The sequence below is a fragment of the Variovorax jilinensis genome (assembly GCF_030316885.1).
Lineage (GTDB): Bacteria > Pseudomonadota > Gammaproteobacteria > Burkholderiales > Burkholderiaceae_C > Variovorax > Variovorax jilinensis.
On the sequence record NZ_JASZYQ010000004.1, the window covers coordinates 511,514 to 532,182 of the forward strand.

Sequence of the window (20,669 nt, forward strand, 5' to 3'; positions counted from 1 at the left end):
CCGGCGCCGCGTACGGCGCAGCGGAGGCCCTATCCAGAAGCTGATGTTCGGCGCCGCGCACTATGCGGCCGTCTTCGTCTTTGCGCTCGCGTGCTGGGGCTTCGGCCGCGCGCTGCTTTCGCGCATCGGCGCGCCGCCGGGCCGGCGCGACGTCTGGCTCGAGACCGCGCTGGCCGGCGCGGCCGGGCTGGCCCTCTTCATCTGCGTGTTCCAGGCGATCGCGATCGCCGGCCTGTTCGGGCGCGCCAGCGTGCTCGGCGCGGTCGCGCTCGGGCTGCTGGCCGCGGCGCTGCAGGCGCCGGCCTGGTGGCGCGAGGTCGGTGCGCGCGAGCGGCCGGCACCCGCGAGCTTCGTCGAGAAGCTCGCCCTCGTCGTGCTCGCGCTCACCGCGCTGCCGGCACTGGTCGAGCCGCTGGCGCCGCCGGCGGCCTTCGACGAGCTGATGTACCACCTGCCCTATGCGCGCGAGCTCGCGCAGACCGGGCGACTCGGCATCCACGAGTGGCTGCGCTACCCCTGGTTCCCCTACAACTACAACCTCCTGCATGCGGGCGCGCTGGTGGTCGGCGATGACGTGCTGCCACACCTGCTGAGCGGACTCGGCGGCTGGCTGTCGGTGTGGATGGTCTACCGGCTCGGCCTGCTGCATGCGGGCCGCATCACGGCTGCGATCGCGGCCGCGATCTGGCTCGGCATCGGCGACTACGAGAGCGCGCTGATCGACATCGGCGTCGGTCTCTTCGTGCTGGCGGCCTGCACGGTGCTCTGGTGGTGGCGCGAGACATCCGATCGCGCGCAGGGGCCGTGCTGGCTCGCGCTGGCGGCCTTCTTCCTCGGGGTCGCCGCGGGCTCCAAGTACCAGGCGCTGACCGTGCTGCCGCTGGTGGCCGTGTTCGTGGTGCGGCGCGAACGCAGGCTCGGCGTCTGGGCCGTGGCGGCCGTCTGTTTCCTGCTGCCCTGCATCTACTGGTATGCGCGCAACGCGGTCCTCACGGGCGATCCCTTCAACCCGATCGGCGCGCGCGTGTTCGGCTTCACGAACTGGAACCTGGCCGACTACAAGAACCAGTTCGACGACGTCAGGGCGCATGCGGCCTGGCCCAATGCCTTCCTGTGGGGCGTGCTGTTCGTGCCCTTCGCCGGGCTCTGGAAGCGCTCTCCCGCATTGCGGGCGGCGGCCATCTTCAGCGCCTATTCGCTGTTTGTCTGGGCGCTGACCTCGCGCTATCCGCGCTATCTCACGGCCTCGGTGCCGCTGATCGCGCTGGTCTCGGTGGTGGGCTGGCAGGCACTGCTGGGTGGCATCGCGGATCAGCTGCGGCGCTGGATGCCGGGCTGGAATGCACGCGGCCTGCTCGACCGCGCGGGCCATGGGTTGGCGCTGCTGCTGATTGCGGTCGGTGTCGCCGGCTCCCTGTACATGACGCGTCGCAGCGTGGCCGCGATCGCCACCACGCCGGCCGAGCGCAGCGCCTTCCTCGACCGGAACGTGCCCGGCTACGCGGTGATGAACCACCTGCGCGAGCATGCGCTCAAGGGCCGGGTCTACCAGATCGCCCTCAGCGAGGCGACCTACTACGGGCCGTCGCCGGTCTGGGGCGATGCGATCGGCCCCTGGCGCTACACCGACTTCATCGTGCTGCCGCCGGCCGAGTTCGCGCGCAAGCTGCATGGCCTGGGCTTCGAGGCGATCGGAGTCGGTGCCAGTGCAGCGCCCGCGCTCGAGGCGCAGCCCGGCTTCCTCGACCATTTCGCGTTGATGTACGAGAGGGCCGGCGCCAAGGCCTACCGTATCCTTGCGCCCCAGAATGACCTCAAGCCCTGATCTCGAAGTGCGCCCGCTGCGCATCGCCGCCGTCATCCCCTGCTTCAACGAGGCGCTGGCGATCACGCAGGTGATCGATGAGTTTCGCGCCGCGCTGCCCGAGGCCGAGATCCACGTCTTCGACAACAACTCGACCGACGATACCGCGGCCGTGGCGCGCGCCGCGGGCGCCCACGTGACGCATGTCGCGCTGCGCGGCAAGGGCAACGTGGCGCGGCGCATGTTCGCCGACGTCGAGGCCGACGTCTACGTGATGGTCGACGGCGATGCCACCTACGACCTCGGCCAGGTGCGGCGCCTGATCGAGCTGCTGGTCGAGGGCAACCTCGACATGGTGGTCGGATCGCGCGTCGACGACGGCGCCGACGCACAGACCTACCGTCCGGGCCATCGCTTCGGCAACGCGCTGCTGACCGGTGCGGTGGCGAACCTCTTCGGCGGCCGCCTGACCGACATGCTCTCGGGCTATCGCGTGTTTTCGCGGCGCTACGCCAAGTCTTTTCCGGCGGTATCGAAGGGCTTCGAGATCGAGACCGAGCTCACGGTGCACGCGCTCGAGCTGCGCATGGCCTTTGCCGAGGTGCCGGTGCCCTATCGCGCGCGGCCCGAGGGCTCGCTGAGCAAGCTCTCGACCTACCGCGACGGCTGGCGCATCCTCAAGACCATCTGCAAGCTGTTCGTGAGCGAGCGGCCGCTGCAGTTCTTCGGCGGCTTCGCGGGCCTGCTGGTGCTGGCGTCGCTGATCCTGGCCGAGCCGCTGATCGTCACCTACCTGGACACCGGCCTCGTGCCGCGGCTTCCGACCGCGGTGCTGGCCACCGGCATGATGCTGATCGCGATGCTTTCCTTCGTCTGCGGCGTGGTGCTGCACACCGTGACCATCGGCCGCCAGGAGGCCAAGCGCTTGTGCTACCTCGCGATTCCCGGCGTGCGGCATCGCGGCCCGCGTCCATGAGGATCGGGCGCGAGTTCGTCTCCTTCGCGGTGGTCGGCGTGGCCGGCCTGGGGGTCGACCTGGCCGTGCTCTACCTGCTCGCACCGTACCTGGGCTGGTATGTCGCGCGCCTGGTGTCCTTCATCGCCGCGGCCACCGCGACCTGGGCCCTGAACCGGCGCTTCACCTTCGCCCACCGCCGTTCCGACAAGTCGCTGGCGCGCGAGTACGGCCACTACCTGCTGACGATGATCGGCGGTGCGCTGGTCAACTACGTGGTCTACGTGCTCACGCTGCAGTGGCTCGGCGGCGAGCTGGCGCCGGCCCTGGGCGTGGCGCTCGGCAGCCTGGCGGGGCTCGCGGTCAACTTCCTGAGCGCCCGCCAGCTGGTGTTCAGGCCCGGCGACAAGCCCTGAGCCGCGGCGGCCTCAGTGGCCGCCCGAGACCACCACCGGAATCTCGGTGGCTGGCGGCGTGTTGCGGCTGCGCCCGCAGCGCACGATGCCGTCGATCATCACCATGCCCACGCCCGGGATGTCGCCGAGCTGCACGCTTTCGAGCAGGCCGGGAGCGGGCGAATGCTGGGCCCGGTCCATGAAGACGAAGTCGGCATCGCGGCCGACCTCGATCAGGCCGCAGTTGAGCTTGCGGATGCGGGCCGTGTTGCCGGTGGCGAAGCAGAACACCAGCTCAGCCGGGATGTTCGCGATGGAAGACAGCATCGCCACCATGCGCAGGATGCCGAGCGGCTGCACGCCCGAGCCGGCCGGGCCGTCGGTGCCGAGGATCACGCGGTGCGGGCACTTGAGATCGAGTGCCGCGCGCGCGGCCGCGATGGCGACGCGCTCGTTGCCGTTGTGCACGATCTCGATCGCGCGCGAGGACTTCTCGCACAGCTCGCACACGTGCGCCTCGGGCAGCGAGGTGTGGCCGCCGTTGATGTGGCCGATGATGTCGGCATCGGCCTCGAGCACCACGTCCTTGTCGATCAGGCCCGAGCCCGGGATCGACGGGCCGCCCGTGTGGATGGTGCTCTGGATGCCGTACTTGCGGGCCCAGGCCACCATCTCCTTGGCCTCGTAGCCGGCCTTGACCGAGCCCAGGCCGACCTCGCCGAGCAGGCCCACGCCGGCCTCTGCCAGTTCCTTGAAGTCGCTCTCGACCATGCCCTTCTCGATCACGGGTGCGCCGGCCAGCACCTTGACGCCGCCCGGACGGAAGTTGTCGAAGGCACGCTGCGCGGTGATTGCCAGCGCCTTCAGTCCCACGATGTCCTTGGGCCGGCCGGGCAGATGCACCTCGCCGGCCGAGATCATGGTGGTCACGCCGCCGTTCATGGTGGAGTCGATCCAGCCGATCTGGCCCTGGCGCGGCGTCCAGTCGCCGAACACCGGGTGCACGTGGCTGTCGATCAGGCCTGGCGCCACGCAGGTCTGCCTGCAGTCGACGACGGTCTTCGCGCCCTCGAGGTCGCAGTCCTTTTCCTTGCCGACCGCGACGATCAGGCCGTCGTTCACGACGACGGTGTCGGCATCGAGGATCGGACGGTCGATGTCGCCCGACAGCAGGAGGCCTATGTTCCGGATGACGACCTTGCCCGATTTGGCACCGGTAGCGACTTCTGCCATTTGTTGACCTTGTGGGGTGGTGATGTTGTGTCTTCTTCTTCGGAAGTCCCCGCATCGACCGTGCGCAGCACCGTCTCGATCACGAAGTCTTCCCAGTGTGCGACCGCCTCTGCCGTCTCGAGCGGCTCGCCGAGGAAGGCGGTCAGCGTGTGCCGGTTCGAGGTGTAGAAATAGCCGGTCGACGCGATCAGCAGGTACAGGTCGCGCGGCGCGACGTCGGCGCGGAACAGGCCCTGTTCGACGCCGCTCGCGAGGATCTCGCTGATGATCGAGATGGCCCGCGACGAGTATTCGCGCGCCCGCAGCGACTTCGCGATGTGGCGCCCCTTGTGCAGGTTCTCGGTGTTGAGCAGCGTGACGAACTCGGGGTTGCGCCGGTAGTAGCCGAGCACGAAGCGGATCACCGCGGCCAGCGATTCCACCGGCCGCGAGGCGTCGAGGTCGAGCGCTGCCTCGGCGTCGTCCATGCGGCGATAGATGCCCTCGAGCACCGCGATGAACAGGCCTTCCTTGCTTCCGAAGTAGTAGTAGATCATCCGGTCGTACGACTTCGCGGCCTTCGAGATCTTCTCGACGCTGCCGCCGTCGTAGCCGTACTTGGCGAACACCTTGGTGGCCGCGCGCAGGATGCTCTCGCGCGTGGCCTGCGCGGCCGCCTCGCGCACGCCGGTGCGGCGCGTCGCGGGCTTGGGGAGGCCCTTGCGGGCGGCTGCCTTGGCCTCGGCCATCTGCGCCCTTGCGGCTACTTCTCGGCGAAGGCGCGCTCGACCACGAAGTCGCCGGGCGTGGAGGTGTTGCCTTCCTTGAAGCCGCGCGCCTCGAGCAGGTGCTTGAGGTCGACCAGCAGGCCCGGGCTGCCGCACAGCATCACGCGGTCTTCGGCGGCATTGAGCGGCGGCAGGCCGAGGTCGTCGGTGAGCTTGTTGCTCTCGATCAGCTCTGTGATGCGGCCCATGTTGCGGAATTCCTCGCGCGTCACGGTCGGGTAGTAGAGCAGTTGCTTTTCGATCATCTCGCCCAGGATCTCGTGCTTGGGCAGGTGGTCGGTCACCAGGTCGTGGTAGGCCAGCTCGTCGATCTGGCGCACGCCGTGCACCAGGATGACCTGCTCGAACTTCTCGTAGGTCTCGGGGTCGCGGATCACGCTCATGAAGGGCGCGAGGCCCGTGCCGGTGCCGAACAGGTACAGGCGCTTGCCCGGCAGCGTGTAGTCGATCAGCAGCGTGCCGGTGGGCTTGCGGCCCACGATGATGGTGTCGCCGACCTGGATGTGCTGCAGCCGCGAGGTGAGCGGGCCGTCTTCCACCTTGATGCTCAGGAACTCGAGGTGCTCCTCGTAGTTCGGGCTCACGATGCTGTAGGCGCGCAGCAGCGGCTTGTCGTTGACCCGGAGGCCGATCATCGTGAAGTGGCCGTTCGAGAACCGAAGGGCCGGGTCGCGCGTGGTGGTGAAGGTGAACAGGCGGTCGGTCCAGTGGTGGACGCTCAGGACGCGTTCTTCGCTGAATGCACTCATAAGGGTCGAAAAAAGTTGAGACTGAATCGGGGATGCACCAATTGTCGGCGATGCACGAGAAAACACCATTGCATGCGCCGTGCCCGTTTGCTACATTGATTTCGATCAATGTAGCGTTCACCACATGAAACTGTAGGGAATGCTACACAAATGACAGTTCTTGCACAAGCGAAGGTGCAAGCGGTTCGGCGGCATGGTTGTTGCAATCGGCCCCGGTCTGTAGCCCCAAGTAGCCACGAGATCCCGCGATGACAGAACACACGAAGACCGACGGACTGCCCGGCATGGACATGCCCGTGCTCCCCGAGATTGCCGACCGCTCGCCGCTGCGCAACGAGCGCATGAGCGTGGCCAAGGTCGAGTGCAACGCCTGCCCGGTGCTGTGCCAGATCTCCGAAGGCCGCACCGGTGCCTGCGACCGCTACGCCAACCGCGAGGGCGTGCTGGTGCGGGTCGATCCGGTGGTGCTGTTGCGGCGCGAACTCGCGAGCGAAGCGCCGGCGCTGGTGCCGTTCGCTCGCAGCGGCGGCGATGCGGCGGAAGGCGCGGAGGCCCCCTTCGCCGAAGCCGACTGGAACGGCGATCTCCTCCATGCCGACGAGGTCTTCGTCACCGGCGTGGGCTCGTCCACCACCTACCCCGACTACAAGCCCGCGCCCTTCATCGTGGCGTCGAAGGCCCAAGGCGTGGACATGGTCACCGTGGTCACCGAAGGCATCTTCAGCTACTGCAGCTTCAAGGTGAAGATCGACACCGATCGCTTCCTGGGTGCCGAGCAGGCCAACGTGCGCTACCGCGGCGAGGTCGTGGGCCATGTCACCACCGCAGAGTACGGCTCGCAGATGCTGTCGCTCGGCGGCGTGCATCACCTCACGGGCGGCAGCAAGAAGGAAGGCCGCATGACCTGCGAGCTGATGCAGCTGCTCGGCAACAAGAAGGCGGTCGAATGCGTGATCGACGGCGGCGCCAGCATGGTGATCCAGGCCGGCCGCGCGCCGATCGTCAACGGCGTGGAAGAGCAGCGCATGCGCGTGGGCTGCGGCTCGGCCGCGGTCGGCATCTTCGCGCGCCAGCTGTTCGGCCATGCCGACGAGGTGGTGGTGGTCGACGACCACATCACCGGCGTGCTGACCGAGCACCAGGCTGGACGCTGCCTCGACATGCCGGCATCGGGCATCCAGATGCGCGGCCGCAAGTCGACGCCGGGCCGCTACTTCCAGGTCGCCAATCCGGGCAATGGCTGGGGCGGCACCGACATCGACGATCCGCTGTCGATCATCGAAGGCTGGGAGGAGGGCGTCGCGCGCCCCGGGCTGCGCCTGCTCATGACCTCCACCACGGGCGAGCATGCCCAGTGGTACGTGCTCGACGATGCGCTGCAACCGGTCGAGCAGCCGATGCCGGGCGAGGTGCGACGCATCGTCGAGCGCATCGGCGAGAACTGCGAACCTTCGCTGTGCACCGTGCTCTTTCTCGGCGGCGCCGGCGGTTCGCTGCGTGCGGGCGTCACCGAGAACCCGGTGCTGCTCACGCGTGCGATCAAGCGCGCGCTGGTCAACGTCACCTGTGGCGGCGCACCGGCCTACGTGTGGCCGGGCGGTGGCATCACGGTCATGGCCGACGTGCTGCGCATGCCCGACATGAGCTTCGGCACGGTGCCGACGCCGGCCATCGTGGCGCCGATCGAATTCAGCATGCGGCGCAGCGACTACGAAGCGCTCGGCGGCCACATGGAACATGTGTTCCCGCTCGAGCAGGCACTCGCGCGCGGCGCCTGGCAGGCCGACGGCGCCCCGCAGGCGCGGCAGTGGCTGCGCATGGACCCGGCCAACCCCTGGCCGCTGGGCCAGCCGCCGATGCTGGGCTGATCCATGGATGCGCAACGCAAGGCCCTCGGTGGCGGCCGCTGGCACCTGAACCACGGCCCGATCGACATCGTGGCCGAGGCGCACGGCGATGCGGTCGAGGTCGCGGTGGCGCACGAGCATGCATGGCGCCGTTTCGGCCGCCTGCTGCCGGAGCTCGTGGCCGAGCTGCCGCTCCTGCGCCGGCCCGTCGGCGCCGAGTGCCCGCTGCAAGGCGATGTCGCGCGCCGCATGTGGCGGGCCTGCGCGCCGTTCGGTGCCGGCTTCATCACGCCGATGGCCGCTGTGGCCGGTGCAGTGGCGCAGGAACTCATCGCCTGCTTCGATCGTCCCGGCATCGAGCGCGCCTGGATCAACAACGGCGGCGACATCGCGCTGCACCTCGCGCACGGCCGCTCGGTGCGGGTCGGGCTCTTCGCCGACCTGGCGCGCTTCGACCTGCGCGATACGGGGCCGATCACGACCGACGGCCGCTTCGAGATCCGCGCCGACCAGCCGGTGCGCGGCGTGGCCACGAGCGGCTGGCGCGGCCGCAGCTTCTCGCTGGGCATCGCCGACAGCGTGACCGTGCTGGCAGCCACCGCGGCCGAGGCGGACGCGGCCGCGACCGTGATCGCCAATGCGGTCGACGTCGAGGATGCCGGCATCGCTCGCCGGCCAGCCAGCGAATGCAAGGACGACAGCGATCTCGGCGACATCCCGGTCACGGTCGACGTCCCGACCCTCGCCCCTCTCAAGGTGCGCGCTGCGCTCGATGCAGGTGCGGCGCGTGCCGAGGCGCTGCAGCGCGACGGTCGCGTGTGGTCGGTGGCGCTGGTCTGCCAGGGGCAATGGCGCATCGTCCAGCCGCTTTCGCAAGGCTTAAGCTCGGGGGCTCCGGAGGCGCCGCAGCGGCGAATCGATGGCAGCGCTTCGCATGCAGTTGGTTCAGTATTTGCTTAACGAAAAGCAGGACACCTTTTCATGATCGATATCCGTCGCGTCTTCACCCATGTCGAGCACATCCACCACGAGTTCGGACCGCGCGCCGCAACGCCGCTGGTGCGTGGTGCCATCGGCGCGGTGCTGACGAATCCCTTCGCGGGCCGCTACGAGCCCGACATCCTGCCGATGATGGCGCTGCTCGATCCGGTCGGCGTCGACATGGCGCATCGGCTGCGTGCCGCGATGGATATTTCGGTGGAGCAGATCGCGACCTACGGCAAGGGCGCGATCGTCGGCGCCGCGGGCGAGCTCGAGCACGGCGCGCTGTGGCACGTGCCCGGCGGCTATGCCATGCGCGAGCTGCTCGGCTGGAAGGGCGACCGCGCGGCCTACACCGCCGGCACGGTCGACGAGAAGAAGACCGGCCAGCCCGGCAATGCGCTCTCGATCGTGCCCTCGACCAAGAAGGTCGGCCCGCCCGGCGCGGCGCTCGACGTGCCGCTCACCAACATCAACGCCAGCTACGTGCGTGGCCAGTTCGACGCGATCGAGGTGCGCGTGCCGGGTGCGCCCGCCGCGGACGAGATCGTCTTCATCCTCGCGATGAGCACGGGCTACCGCGTGCATGATCGCGTCGGCGGCCTTCGGGCCGAGAACATCGCCAAGTGGGACGGCCTGCGCTGAGCCCCGATCGCATCGTCGAGACAAGGAACACATTCATGACCGCCAACATCCGCAAGCTCGTCGTCCAGGTCGACGAAACCCGCAAGGAAATGGGCCAGACCATCGAGCCGCCGACCCGCCGCGCGGTCGCCATCGCAGTGATCGAGAACCCCTATGCAGGGCGCTACAGCGAATCGCTCGACGAGCTGATCGCCATCGGCGAAGAACTCGGCGGGCTGCTGGGCGCCAAGGCGGTGGCCGCGCTCGGCATCGCGCCGGGCGACGCCGAGAGCTACGGCAAGGCCGCGATCGTCGGCGAGGCCGGCGAGCTCGAGCATGCGGCGGCGATCCTGCACCCGAAGCTCGGCGCACCGCTGCGCGTGGCGGTCGAGAAGGGCGCCGCGCTGGTGCCCTCGAGCAAGAAGCGCGGCACGCTCGGAACCGCCATCGACGTGCCGCTGGGCCACAAGGATGCCGCCTTCGTGCGCAGCCACTTCGACGCCATCGAGGCCCGCGTGTCCGACGCGCCGCGCGCCAACGAGATCGTGGTCGCGGTGGCCGTGACCGACAGCGGCCGACCGCTGCCGCGCATCGGTGGCCTGCAGGCGGCCGAGATCAAGGGCGAGGACGGGTTGAGATGAGCTCCACCCCCGTCGCTTGCTCACTTCGTGTAGCCGCCTCCCCCCTTTCAGGGGGCAACACCAGCGGCCCGGCAAAGCCGGTTCCGCGGTGTTTCCCGAACGGGCCTCGCTTCGCTTGCCGAACCTTATTCTTGTCGTTCGTCGCTGTCTTTCAATGATTTCCAAGGAGTTCCCGATGATGAATCCCATGCGCCTGGCCTTCACCGCGACCGCCGTCGCCTCGCTCTTCTCCGTCCTCGTACCGGCGCACGCGCAGGGCGTGATCAAGATCGGCGAGATCAACAGCTACAAGGCGCAGCCCGCCTTCCTCGAGCCCTACAAGAAGGGCATGGAGCTGGCGGTCGACGAGATCAACGCGGCCGGCGGCGTCAACGGCAGGAAGATCGAGCTGATCACGCGCGACGACAACGCCAACCCGGGCGATGCGGTGCGCGTGGCCGAGGAGCTGATCTCGCGCGAGAAGGTCGACATCCTGGCCGGCACCTTCCTGTCGAATACCGGCATGGCGGTGGCCGACTTCGCCAAGCAGAAGAAGTTCTTCTTCCTGGCCGGCGAGCCGCTGACCGACAAGCTCACCTGGCAGGGCGGCAACGCCTACACGGTGCGCCTGCGTCCCGGCACCTACATGCAGGCCGCGATGCTGGTGCCCGAGGCCGCCAAGCTCAAGAAGAAGCGCTGGGCCGTCGTGTATCCCAACTACGAGTACGGCCAGTCGGCCGTGGCGGCGTTCAAGACGCTGCTCAAGGCCGCGCAGCCCGACGTCGAGTTCGTGGCCGAGCAGGCGACCCCGCTCGGCAAGGTCGATGCCGGCAGCGTGGTGCAGGCGCTGGCCGATGCCAAGCCCGACGCGATCTTCAACGTGCTGTTCGGTGCCGACCTGTCGAAGTTCGTGCGCGAGGGCAACACGCGTGGCCTGTTCAAGGACCGTGAAGTGGTCAGCGTGCTGACCGGCGAGCCCGAGTACCTCGACCCGCTCAAGGACGAGGCCCCGAACGGCTGGATCGTCACGGGCTATCCGTGGTACGGCATCACCACGCCGGCCCACAAGGCCTTCGAGCAGGCCTACCAGGCCAAGTTCAAGGATTACCCGCGCCTGGGCTCGGTGGTCGGCTACAGCATGATCAAGTCGGCCGCGGCCGGCATCGCGAAGGCCAAGAGCACCGACACCGACAAGCTGGTCGCGGCCTTCAAGGGGCTGCCGGTCGACACGCCCTTCGGCAAGATCACCTACCGCGCCGAGGACAACCAGTCGACCATGGGCGCCTTCGTGGGCCGCACCAAGAACGAAGGCGGCAAGGGCGTGATGGTCGACTACGTCTACCTCGACGGCGCCGACGCCAAGTACCAGCCGACGGCCGCCGAGGTCAAGAAGTCGCGCGCTGCTGACTGAAGAATGAAGCACCCCCGACGCGCCTGCGGCGCCTCCCCCTCCAGGGGGCAATACCAGCGGCCCGGCAAAGCCGGTTCCGCGGTATCCCTTGCACGGGCCGCGTCGGTTTCATCGGCCATGCCGACCCGTGACCGGGCGCGTGGGGAAGACAGGTAATCGAATGAGCTTTTCCGGTTTCATCGTCCAGCTCCTGAACGGGCTGGCGAGCGCGTCCTCGCTGTTCCTGGTGGCGGCGGGGCTGTCGCTGATCTTCGGCGTCACGCGCATCGTGAACTTCGCCCATGGCTCGTTCTTCATGGTGGGCATCTACCTGGCCTACACGCTGGTCGCCAAGCTCGGCACCGGCTTCGGCTTCTGGCCGGCGCTGCTGCTCGCGGCGCTGGCCATCGGCGTGCTGGGCGCGCTCATCGAGATGGTGCTGCTGCGGCGCATCTACAAGGCACCCGAACTGTTCCAGCTGCTCGCGACCTTCGCGCTCGTGCTGATCATCAAGGACGCAGTGCTCTGGCTCTGGGGCCCCGACGAACTGCTCGGCCCGCGCGCGCCGGGCCTGTCGGGCTCGGTCATGATCCTCGGGCGCCAGTTTCCTTCCTACGACCTGTTCCTGATCGTGGTCGGGCCGGTGGTGCTCGGCCTGGTCTGGCTGCTGCTGACGCGCACCCGCTTCGGCACCCTGGTGCGCGCCGCCACGCAGGACCGCGAGATGGTCAGCGCGTTGGGCGTCAACCAGGCCTGGCTCTTCACCGCGGTGTTCGCGCTCGGCGCGCTGCTCGCTGGCCTCGGCGGCGCGCTGCAGCTGCCGCGCGAGCCGGCCACGCTCGAGCTCGATCTCAACACCATCGGTGCCGCCTTCGTGGTGGTGGTGGTCGGCGGCATGGGGTCGATCCCGGGCGCCTATGCGGCCGCGCTGCTGATCGCCGAGATCAAGGCGATCTGCATCTGGCTTGGCGTGGTCGACGTCTTCGGCATCAGCGTCTCGTTCTCCAAGCTCACGCTGGTGGTCGACTTCCTGGTCATGGCCGTGGTGCTGGTGTGGCGGCCCTGGGGCCTGTTCGGCCGGCCGCAGGCGCCGAGCCGCTACGTCGGCATGCAGGAGGAACCGCTGCGGCGGCCGAGCCGCGCCTACGTCGCCGGCGCCGCGCTGTTCGGGCTCGTGCTGGTCGCGATGCCGCTGCTCACCGCCGGCTCGCCCTACACCACGGTGCTCATGATCGACCTGCTGATCGCCGCTCTGTTCGCGGCCAGCCTGCACTTCATCATGGGCCCGGCCGGCATGCATTCCTTCGGCCACGCGGCCTACTTCGGGCTCGGTGCCTACGGCGCTGCGCTGCTGGTGCGCGCGAGCGGCATGCCGATGGAACTCGCGCTATTCGTCGCACCGCTGGTGGCGGCCGCCGGTGCACTGGTCTACGGCTGGTTCGCGGTGCGGCTGTCGGGCGTCTACCTCGCGATGCTGACGCTGGCCTTCGCCCAGATCACCTGGGCCATCACCTACCAGTGGGACAGCTTCACGGGCGGCAGCAACGGGCTCACGGGCATCTGGCCTTCGGCCTGGCTGGCCGACAAGCGCGCCTACTACTGGGTCACGCTCGCGCTGGTGGCGCTCGGCGTGCTGGGGCTGCGGCGCGTGCTGTTCTCGCCCTTCGGCTACACGCTGCGCGCGAGCCGCGATTCGCAACTTCGCGCCGACGCGATCGGCATCGACGTCAAGCGCATGCAGTGGGTTGCCTTCGTGATCGCAGGCACCGCGGCCGGCCTCGCCGGTGCGCTCTATGCATTCTCGAAGGGCAGCATCTCGCCGGAGTCGATGAGCGTGGGCAAGTCGGTCGACGGCCTCGTGATGGTGCTGCTGGGCGGCATCCAGACGCTGGCCGGGCCGGTGGTGGGCGCCGTCACCTTCACGTGGCTGCACGACACGGTGGCGCGCAACACCGACTACTGGCGCGCGATGCTGGGCGGCATCATCCTGCTGCTGGTGCTGCTGTTCCCGCAGGGCATCGCGGGCTTCGCGAAGCAGCTGTTCGAGCGCCGCCGGCCGGCGGACGATGCAGTGGAAATGAAGGAGGTGAAGGCATGAGCCTCCTCAAGGTCAACGAACTCGGCAAGTCCTTCGGCGGCGTCAAGGCAGTCGACGGCATCAGCTTCGAGCTTGCGGCCGGCGAACTGCTGGCGCTGATTGGCCCCAACGGCGCCGGCAAGTCCACTACCTTCAACATGGTCAACGGCCAGCTGAAGGCCGACCGCGGCTCGATCCTGCTCGACGGCCAGGAGCTGGTCGGTCGCCGGCCGCGCGAGATCTGGCGCCTGGGCGTGGGCCGCACCTTCCAGATCGCCGAGACCTTCGCCTCGCTCACCGTGGCCGAGAACGTGCAGATGGCGCTGCTCTCGCATGACCACAAGCTGTTCTCGATGTGGCGCCGCGCGGCCGACCACAAGCGCGACGAGGCGCTCGCGCTGCTCGAGCAGGTCGGCATGAAGTCGCAGGCCGACCGGCCCTGCAGCGTGCTGGCCTATGGCGACGTCAAGCGGGTCGAGCTCGCGATCGCGATGGCCAACTCGCCCAAGCTGCTGCTCATGGACGAACCCACCGCGGGCATGGCGCCCAAGGAGCGCAATTCGCTGATGGCGCTGACCAAGCAGCTGGTGATCGACCGCGGCATGGCCGTGCTCTTCACCGAGCACAGCATGGACGTGGTCTTCGCCTATGCCGACCGAATGATTGTGCTCGCCCGCGGGCGCCTGATCGCGCAGGGCAAGCCGCTGGAGATCCGCGACCATCCCAAGGTCCAGGAGGTGTACTTCGGCAGCGGCAAGACCTTCGAGAAGATCGCCGAGAAGGCGGCGGCCGTGAATGCGGCGGTGGTGGGAGAAGCGGCATGAGCGCAGCGCCGGGCCGCCCCAAGCAAGCTCGCGCCCCCGTGGGGGGCAGCGAGGACACGAAGTGCCGGGAGTGGGGGCAGAAATGAGTTCACACGAAACCCTGCTCGAAGCCAAGGCCCTGTGCGCCTGGTACGGCGCCGCGCAGATCCTCTACGACGTCGACCTCGAGGTTCGGCGCGGCGAGGTGGTCGCGCTCATGGGCCGCAACGGCGCGGGCAAGTCGACCACGCTCAAGGCGCTGATCGGCATGCTGGCCAAGCGGCGCGGCGCGGTGCGCTTCCTGGGCCACGACATCTCGAAGAGCGAGCCGCATCTGGCGGCCCGGCTCGGCCTGGGCTTCGTGCCCGAGGACCGGCGCGTCTTCACCGACCTGAGCGTGATGGAGAACCTCGAGGTCGGCAGGCAGCCCGCGCGGCGCTGGAGCGACGGCACCGACGCGCCGCTGTGGACGCCCGAGCGCCTGTTCAAGCTCTTTCCGAACCTCGGCGAGATGCCCAACCGCCCGGGTGGGCGCATGAGCGGCGGCGAGCAGCAGATGCTGACCGTCGCGCGCACGCTGATGGGCAACCCCTACCTGGTGCTGCTCGACGAGCCTTCGGAGGGCGTGGCGCCCGTGATCGTCGAGCAGATGGCCAACATGATTCTCGAGCTCAAGGCGCAGGGCGTGAGCATCCTGCTTTCGGAGCAGAACATGCACTTCGCGGAGCTGGTCTCGGACCGCGCCTACGTGCTCGAGAAGGGCCAGATCCGCTACCAGGCGTCGATGGCCGAACTCGCGGCCAACGACGAGGTGCGCCGCGCCTACCTCAGCGTCTAGAAGTTCACCATCCACGAGGAGTCACACCATGCAACGCAGAACCGTCCTCAAGTCCGCCGCCGCCCTCGGGCTCGTCAGCGGCCTCGGCCTCTCGATGCCGCTGTTCGCGGCCGCGAAGATCAAGCCGGCCGCCAACGCGGCGCTGATCGTGGTCGACGTGCAGAACTGCTTCGTCGAGGGCGGCACCCTGCCCGTGAAAGGCGGCTCGGAGGTGGTGCCGGTGATCAACCAACTGGCCAGCCATTTCGACAACATCGTGGTCACGCAGGACTGGCACACGCCGGGCCACGCCTCGTTCGCAAGCACGCACGGCGGCAAGAAGCCCTTCGAGACCACCAAACTGAAGTACGGCGACCAGGTGCTGTGGCCCGACCACTGCGTGCAGGGCAGCGACGATGCCGGCCTGCACAAGGACCTCAAGCTGCCGACCGCTCAGCTGATCATCCGCAAGGGCTTCCACAAGGACATGGACAGCTATTCGGCCTTCGAGGAAGCCGACCACAAGACGGCCACCGGACTGGCCGGCTACCTGAAGGCGCGCGGCGTCAAGACCGTGTTCGTGACCGGCCTCGCGACCGACTTCTGCGTGGCCTGGACCGCGATGGATGCGCGCAAGGCCGGCTTCGAGGTCTACGTGATCGAGGACGCCACGCGCGCGATCGACCTCAACGGCTCGCTGGCCGCGGCATGGAAGCAGATGGCGGCCAAGGGCGTGAAGCGCATCCAGTCGACCGACATCGTCTAGGCCGACGCTGGAGATGCCCGCGCTCGCACTGAGGGTCAACGGTCGCGGCGTCGAACTCGAGGCATCGCACGCGGCCTCGCTGCTGCAGGTCTTGCGCAACGACCTCGGGCTCAACGGCCCGAAGTACGGCTGCGGGCTCGGCCAGTGCGGCGCCTGCACCGTATGGGTCGATGGCGTGGCGGCGAGGGCCTGCGTGATTCCGGCCGCGGGCGTCGCGGGCCGCGAGATCACCACGCTCGAAGGCCTGGGCACGCGCGACTGCTGGCATCCGGTGCGGCAGGCCTTCGAGGATGCCCAGGCCGCGCAGTGCGGCTACTGCCTCAACGGCATGGTGATGCAGGCCGCGGCACTGCTCGCGCGCGAGCCGCAGCCCAGCGAGGCACGCATCCGCAGCGAGCTCTCGGGCAACCTGTGCCGCTGCGGCACGCACGTCGAGATCCTGGACGCCGTGCAGCGCGCGGCAGTGCTGATCGCGAAGGGCGCGCGGTCGTGAAGCGGCGCGCCGAACTGCCCCGCACGCGCAACGACTTCCACCGTGCCGATGGCGTGCTCGTGGTCGTGCGCGAGACGCCGCCCGCGCCACCGCCGGCCAGGGGCCAGCCGACTCTGGTGGCTGGCGATCCGTCCGAAGGCCCCGAGGTGCTGCTGGCCGTATGGGACGACGGCAGCGTCACCGCGCTCAACGGCCATGTCGATCTCGGCACCGGCATCCGCACCGCGCTGGCGCAGATCGTGGCCGAGGAACTCGACGTCGCGCTCGCGCAGGTGCACATGGTGCTCGGCGACACCGCGCGCGCGCCCAACCAGGGCGCGACCATTGCAAGCGCCTCGATCCAGATCCATGCCGCGCCGCTGCGTTTCGCGGCGGCGCAGGCCCGAGCCTGGCTGATCGACCGGGCCGCCGAGCGCTTCGGCGTGCAGGCCACGCTGCTGTCGATCCGCGATGGCCGCGTCGTGGCCGCGCAGGATGCGGCCTTCGGCATCGCGATCGGCGAACTGGTCGCGGGTGGACGCGCGCTGCTGGAACTCGACCACGCCGCGCAGCCCAAGGATCCGCGCGACTACCGCATCGTCGGCACGCCGCAGCCGCGCGTCGACATCCCGGCCAAGCTCGCGGGCGAGCCGGTCTTCGTGCACGACATGCGCCTGCCCGGCATGCTGCACGGCCGCGTCGTGCGGCCGCCGTATGCCGGCGCCGACCACGGCGACTTCATCGGCAACACGCTCGAGTTGGTCGACAAGGCCTCGATCGCCCACATCCCGGGCATCCGCGCGGTGGTCGTGATCCGCGACTTCGTCGGCATCGTGGCCGAGCGCGAGGAGCATGCCGAGCAGGCGCTGCGCGAGCTGCGCGTGCGCTGGAAGTCCTGGCCGGGGCTGCCGGCGCTCGACGACCTCGAAGCTGCGATCCGCGCCAACCCGGCGACGCAACGCCTGCTGGTGGACGAGGGCGACGTCGAGGGTGGCCTCGCCGGGGCGGCGCTGCCGATGCCGCGCACCTACCTGTGGCCCTACCAGATGCATGCGTCGATCGGGCCTTCGTGCGCCGTGGCCCACTGGCAGCCCGACGAGGGCGTGACGCTGCGCGTCTGGGCCGGTTCGCAGAACCCGCACGTGCTGCGTGCCGACCTGGCGAAGCTCATGGGGCTGGCCGATCCCGCGATCGACGTGGTGCGCATGGAGGCCGCGGGCTGCTATGGCCGCAACGGCGCCGACGACGTCGCGGCCGATGCGGCGCTGCTCGCGCGCGCGGTCGGCGCACCGGTGCGCGTACAGCTCACGCGCGAACAGGAGCACCTGTGGGAGCCCAAGGGCGCCGCGCAGCTCATGCACATCGAGGGCGGACTCGATGCGGAGGGCGGTGTGGCCGCCTACGACTTCGAGACCTCGTATCCGTCGAACGGGGCGCCGACGCTGGCGCTGCTGCTGACGCGCACCATCGAGCCCGTGGCGCAGGCCTTCGAGATGGGCGACCGCACCGCGCGGCCTCCCTATGCGTACCCCAACCTGCGCGTGAAGGTCAACGACATGGCGCCGATCGTGCGCGCCTCGTGGCTGCGCGGCGTGTCGGCGCTGCCGAGCTCGTTCGCGCACGAGTCCTACGTGGATGAGCTCGCGACCGCCGCGGGCGTCGATCCGGTCGCGTTCCGCCTGCGCCTCCTGCACGATCCGCGCGCGGCCGAGCTGGTGCGCGAGACCGCGCAGAAGGCCGGCTGGCGCATGCGCACCGGGCCGCAGGAAGATGCCGATGGCGACCATTCCTCGCGCCGACCCGAGGCGCGCGTGGGTCCGGGCGGCGACGTGCTGTTCGGCCAGGGTTTTGCCTACGCGCGCTACGTGCACAGCAAGTGGCCGGGCTTCGGTGCCGCATGGTCGGCCTGGGTGGCCGATGTCGAGGTCAACCGGCGGACCGGCGAGGTCCACGTGCGGCGCGTGGTGGTCGGCCATGACGCCGGCCTCATGGTCAACCCCGCCGGCGTCGAGCACCAGGTGCACGGCAACGTGATCCAGACCACCAGTCGCGCGCTCAGGGAAGAGGTGCGCTTCGCGCCGCAGGCCGCGCCCGGCGCAACGCAGCTGCCCGGCGTGCCGGCCTCGGGCGTGGTGGCGAGCCGCGAGTGGGGCAGCTACCCGATCCTCAGCTTCCGCGAGGTGCCGGTGATCGAGGTGATGCACATCCAGCGCCCGGGCGAGCTGCCGCTCGGCGCGGGCGAGTCGTCCTCGGTGCCTGGTACCGCCGCGATCGCGAACGCGATCTTCGACGCCACGGGCGTGCGCTTCCGCTCGCCGCCCTTCACGCCGGAAGTCGTGCGGGCCGCGCTCAACCCGTTGCCGCCGGCTGCGGGTGGCGCAGGCGGCCTGGATGCCCGCGGCCAGGGCGACGGCGGAGCGAACGGCGATGCAGGCAGATCGGCGCGGGGAGGGCTGCCCCAAGCCGCACCCTGGCCGCGCCGCCGGGGCCTCTGGGCCGGTGCTGCGGCGCTGCTGGTGGGCGGCATCGGCGTCGTTGCGGGACTGTTCGGCTGGCGCTCGGCGATCGCGCCGGTGTCTTTCAGCGAACCTGCCTACAGCGAAGCGAGCGTGGAGCGCGGCCGCACGCTGGCCGCGCTCGGCGACTGCGCGGTCTGCCACACGGCCACCGGCGGCGCGCCGAACGCGGGCGGCCGGGCCATCGAGACGCCCTTCGGCACCCTGTTCAGCACCAACCTCACGCCCGACGCCGAGACCGGCCTGGGCCGCTGGTCTTTCAGCGCGTTCCAGCGCGCGATGCGCGAGGGTGTCTCGCGCGACGGGCACCACCTCTATCCGGCCTTCCCCTACACGGCCTTCGCAAAGACCAGCGACGACGATCTGCAGGCGCTGTACGCGTACTTCATGTCGCTGCCGCCGGTGCGCGCCGAGACGCCGGCGGCCGAGCTCGCCTTCCCGTTCGGGCTGCGCCCGCTGATGGCGGGCTGGAACGCGCTGTTCCACGATCCGACGCCGTACCGGCCCGAGGCCGCGCAGAGCGCCGAATGGAACCGAGGCGCGTACCTGGTCAACGGCCTCGGCCATTGCGGCGCCTGCCACACGCCGCGCAACGCGCTGGGGGCCGAGCAGGGCGGAAGCGCCTACCTGTCCGGCGCGATGATCGACGGCTGGGAGGCGCCCGCGCTTACGGCGCTGTCGGGCGCCGCCGTGCCCTGGACGGCCGAAGCGCTCTACGCGTACCTGCGCACCGGCCATGCCAGCCGGCACGGCATCGCGGGTGGCCCGATGGCCGAGGTGGTGCGCGAACTGGCTGCGGTGCCCGATGCCGACATCCGCGCCATGGCGACCTACCTCGTCTCCTTCCAGCCGGCTCTGGACGAGGCGGAAGCCAATCGACAGGCGCAGCGCGTGGTCGCGAGCGCGGCGGCCGGGCAGGGACAGCTGCTCGGTCCTGCGCAGCGCATGTTCGACAGCGCCTGCGCGGCCTGCCATCACGACGGCGATGGCCCGACGCTGCTCGGCGTGAACACGCCGCTGGCGCTCAACAGCAACCTCACCAGCGCGCGGCCCGACAACCTGCTGCGCACCATCCTCGACGGCGTGCGTGAGCCGGCCGCGCGCGAGATCGGCTTCATGCCCGCCTTCCGCGACGCGCTCGATGACGCGCAGATCGCCGAGCTTGCAGGCTATATGCGCGCGCGCTTTGCACCGCAGGAGGCGGCGTGGACGGATCTGCCGAAGAGCGTGGCGCGGGTGAGGGCCTCTGCTTCTGCCTCTGCCTCTGCCTCTGCCTCTGCCTCTGCCTCTGCCTCGGGCGAGCGTTGAGAGGCTTCGTATGTGGTGGGCTGTGGGGGCTGCGCGGCCGGTGGTTGACGTTCGGGTAGCGCGGCGCGGCTTGTGGCTGTGGGCTGCGCGGCGCGGCTGGGGGTGTGGGTCGCGGGCTCCTGCCGTGGCGGTCGGCACGTAGCGCCGACTCCGTTGCGGTGCTCGCCTGCGGGCGGTGTCGCGGAACTCGTTGCGTGCCCCTTCGGTGCACGCCACTCGGACAGCCGCGACAAGCCAGACAACGAAGCGCGTGTCTTCGCACGCGCCCGCCCACAGACTGCGCTCCTCACCGCCCCGGAAGTCGCCCGCGCCCCACACCCCCAGCCACGCCGCGCCGGGACGTCATGTCTGATCGAAGAGAAACGTACTGCCTCGGCCTTCATCCATCGGGTGCGCGTTCGCGCCCTGGCGTCACCTCGGTTTAGTCCTCGGGTGTTGATCGCGCCCTGAAACCGCCACACCGCCACCACAGCCGGGGTGTCTGCCGGTGGGCGGCGGTGCGCCTGTGGGGCGCCGAGGAGCGCAGCGTGGCCGGCTGCGCGTGC

Annotated in this window: 17 protein-coding genes; 14 read left to right on the forward strand and 3 right to left on the reverse strand. The window is 69.6% G+C overall.

The features are described 5' to 3' along the window. The first annotated feature begins 43 nt into the window (after nucleotides 1–43). From QTH87_RS18165 to QTH87_RS18175, 3 genes are read left to right on the forward strand one after another with little or no spacing between them, the layout of a single operon-like run. On the forward strand, nucleotides 44–1,825 hold the full coding sequence (locus tag QTH87_RS18165) for a glycosyltransferase family protein (RefSeq protein WP_286611162.1): 1,782 nt from the start codon (nucleotides 44–46) through the stop codon (nucleotides 1,823–1,825). After that, nucleotides 1,809–2,780 carry a glycosyltransferase family 2 protein gene (locus QTH87_RS18170; protein ID WP_286611164.1) on the forward strand — a complete coding sequence of 324 codons (972 nt, stop codon included), beginning with the start codon at nucleotides 1,809–1,811 and terminating at the stop codon, nucleotides 2,778–2,780. Before QTH87_RS18165 ends, QTH87_RS18170 begins: the two co-directional genes overlap by 17 nt. Then, a complete protein-coding gene (locus tag QTH87_RS18175) occupies nucleotides 2,777–3,175 on the forward strand; it encodes a GtrA family protein (protein WP_286611166.1) in 399 nt (132 codons plus the stop codon). The genes QTH87_RS18170 and QTH87_RS18175 overlap by 4 nt, the downstream gene beginning before the upstream one ends. Nucleotides 3,176–3,187: 12 nt before the next feature. Here the strand turns inward: QTH87_RS18175 and QTH87_RS18180 are convergent, their stop codons facing one another. From QTH87_RS18180 to QTH87_RS18190, 3 genes are read right to left on the reverse strand one after another with little or no spacing between them, the layout of a single operon-like run. Beyond that, complete coding sequence (locus tag QTH87_RS18180; RefSeq protein WP_286611168.1) at nucleotides 3,188–4,387, reverse strand: amidohydrolase family protein; 1,200 nt, start codon at nucleotides 4,385–4,387, stop codon at nucleotides 3,188–3,190. Next, nucleotides 4,333–5,115, reverse strand: a complete 783-nt coding sequence (locus tag QTH87_RS18185) for a TetR/AcrR family transcriptional regulator (protein WP_286611170.1) — start codon at nucleotides 5,113–5,115, stop codon at nucleotides 4,333–4,335. The genes QTH87_RS18180 and QTH87_RS18185 overlap by 55 nt, the downstream gene beginning before the upstream one ends. A gap of 14 nt (nucleotides 5,116–5,129) precedes the next feature. Next, nucleotides 5,130–5,903, reverse strand: a complete 774-nt coding sequence (locus tag QTH87_RS18190) for a ferredoxin--NADP reductase (protein ID WP_286611172.1) — start codon at nucleotides 5,901–5,903, stop codon at nucleotides 5,130–5,132. Nucleotides 5,904–6,151: 248 nt separating this feature from the next. Between QTH87_RS18190 and QTH87_RS18195 the strand changes: the two genes are divergently transcribed. The 11 genes from QTH87_RS18195 (at nucleotide 6,152) to QTH87_RS18245 (ending at nucleotide 20,124) form a co-directional block, all read left to right on the forward strand. Next, nucleotides 6,152–7,771: a 6-hydroxynicotinate reductase gene (locus QTH87_RS18195; RefSeq protein WP_286611174.1), complete on the forward strand. Its 1,620-nt coding sequence runs from the start codon at nucleotides 6,152–6,154 to the stop codon at nucleotides 7,769–7,771. 3 nt (nucleotides 7,772–7,774) lie between these two features. After that, entirely contained in the window at nucleotides 7,775–8,710 is a 936-nt protein-coding gene (locus QTH87_RS18200) for a UPF0280 family protein (RefSeq protein WP_286611176.1), read from the forward strand. A gap of 21 nt (nucleotides 8,711–8,731) precedes the next feature. Next, nucleotides 8,732–9,376, forward strand: a complete 645-nt coding sequence (locus QTH87_RS18205) for an amino acid synthesis family protein (RefSeq protein ID WP_286611177.1) — start codon at nucleotides 8,732–8,734, stop codon at nucleotides 9,374–9,376. 35 nt (nucleotides 9,377–9,411) lie between these two features. Further along, nucleotides 9,412–9,996 (forward strand): amino acid synthesis family protein, encoded by a 585-nt coding sequence (locus QTH87_RS18210; RefSeq protein WP_286611178.1) that lies wholly within the window; start codon nucleotides 9,412–9,414, stop codon nucleotides 9,994–9,996. Nucleotides 9,997–10,174: 178 nt separating this feature from the next. Beyond that, the gene (locus QTH87_RS18215) at nucleotides 10,175–11,386 is read left to right on the forward strand and encodes an ABC transporter substrate-binding protein (RefSeq protein ID WP_286611222.1); all 1,212 of its coding nucleotides are present in this window, start codon (nucleotides 10,175–10,177) and stop codon (nucleotides 11,384–11,386) included. 160 nt (nucleotides 11,387–11,546) lie between these two features. Further along, the gene (locus QTH87_RS18220; RefSeq protein ID WP_286611181.1) at nucleotides 11,547–13,463 is read left to right on the forward strand and encodes an ABC transporter permease; all 1,917 of its coding nucleotides are present in this window, start codon (nucleotides 11,547–11,549) and stop codon (nucleotides 13,461–13,463) included. Continuing rightward, nucleotides 13,460–14,266 carry an ABC transporter ATP-binding protein gene (locus QTH87_RS18225; protein ID WP_286611182.1) on the forward strand — a complete coding sequence of 269 codons (807 nt, stop codon included), beginning with the start codon at nucleotides 13,460–13,462 and terminating at the stop codon, nucleotides 14,264–14,266. Before QTH87_RS18220 ends, QTH87_RS18225 begins: the two co-directional genes overlap by 4 nt. A gap of 82 nt (nucleotides 14,267–14,348) precedes the next feature. After that, nucleotides 14,349–15,083, forward strand: coding sequence for an ABC transporter ATP-binding protein (locus tag QTH87_RS18230; RefSeq protein WP_286521712.1), 735 nt, complete (start codon nucleotides 14,349–14,351; stop codon nucleotides 15,081–15,083). Nucleotides 15,084–15,111: 28 nt separating this feature from the next. After that, nucleotides 15,112–15,828 (forward strand): bifunctional nicotinamidase/pyrazinamidase, encoded by a 717-nt coding sequence (pncA, locus tag QTH87_RS18235; RefSeq protein ID WP_286611183.1) that lies wholly within the window; start codon nucleotides 15,112–15,114, stop codon nucleotides 15,826–15,828. 13 nt (nucleotides 15,829–15,841) lie between these two features. Further along, a complete protein-coding gene (locus QTH87_RS18240; protein ID WP_286611184.1) occupies nucleotides 15,842–16,321 on the forward strand; it encodes a (2Fe-2S)-binding protein in 480 nt (159 codons plus the stop codon). Further along, entirely contained in the window at nucleotides 16,318–20,124 is a 3,807-nt protein-coding gene (locus tag QTH87_RS18245) for a molybdopterin cofactor-binding domain-containing protein (RefSeq protein WP_286611186.1), read from the forward strand. The genes QTH87_RS18240 and QTH87_RS18245 overlap by 4 nt, the downstream gene beginning before the upstream one ends. Nucleotides 20,125–20,669: the final 545 nt, after the last annotated feature.

Bases quoted from the DNA above. Each gene is read 5' to 3' on its own strand.
- QTH87_RS18215 (WP_286611222.1), top strand. From the start codon at position 10,175: ATGAATCCCATGCGCCTGGCCTTCACCGCGACCGCCGTCGCCTCGCTC.
- QTH87_RS18220 (WP_286611181.1), top strand. From the start codon at position 11,547: ATGAGCTTTTCCGGTTTCATCGTCCAGCTCCTGAACGGGCTGGCGAGC.
- pncA (WP_286611183.1), top strand. From the start codon at position 15,112: ATGCAACGCAGAACCGTCCTCAAGTCCGCCGCCGCCCTCGGGCTCGTC.
- QTH87_RS18165 (WP_286611162.1), top strand. From the start codon at position 44: ATGTTCGGCGCCGCGCACTATGCGGCCGTCTTCGTCTTTGCGCTCGCG.
- QTH87_RS18185 (WP_286611170.1), bottom strand. From the start codon at position 5,115: ATGGCCGAGGCCAAGGCAGCCGCCCGCAAGGGCCTCCCCAAGCCCGCG.
- QTH87_RS18200 (WP_286611176.1), top strand. From the start codon at position 7,775: ATGGATGCGCAACGCAAGGCCCTCGGTGGCGGCCGCTGGCACCTGAAC.
- QTH87_RS18230 (WP_286521712.1), top strand. From the start codon at position 14,349: ATGAGTTCACACGAAACCCTGCTCGAAGCCAAGGCCCTGTGCGCCTGG.
- QTH87_RS18180 (WP_286611168.1), bottom strand. From the start codon at position 4,387: ATGGCAGAAGTCGCTACCGGTGCCAAATCGGGCAAGGTCGTCATCCGG.
- QTH87_RS18190 (WP_286611172.1), bottom strand. From the start codon at position 5,903: ATGAGTGCATTCAGCGAAGAACGCGTCCTGAGCGTCCACCACTGGACC.
- QTH87_RS18170 (WP_286611164.1), top strand. From the start codon at position 1,809: ATGACCTCAAGCCCTGATCTCGAAGTGCGCCCGCTGCGCATCGCCGCC.
- QTH87_RS18210 (WP_286611178.1), top strand. From the start codon at position 9,412: ATGACCGCCAACATCCGCAAGCTCGTCGTCCAGGTCGACGAAACCCGC.
- QTH87_RS18225 (WP_286611182.1), top strand. From the start codon at position 13,460: ATGAGCCTCCTCAAGGTCAACGAACTCGGCAAGTCCTTCGGCGGCGTC.
- QTH87_RS18195 (WP_286611174.1), top strand. From the start codon at position 6,152: ATGACAGAACACACGAAGACCGACGGACTGCCCGGCATGGACATGCCC.
- QTH87_RS18240 (WP_286611184.1), top strand. From the start codon at position 15,842: ATGCCCGCGCTCGCACTGAGGGTCAACGGTCGCGGCGTCGAACTCGAG.
- QTH87_RS18175 (WP_286611166.1), top strand. From the start codon at position 2,777: ATGAGGATCGGGCGCGAGTTCGTCTCCTTCGCGGTGGTCGGCGTGGCC.
- QTH87_RS18205 (WP_286611177.1), top strand. From the start codon at position 8,732: ATGATCGATATCCGTCGCGTCTTCACCCATGTCGAGCACATCCACCAC.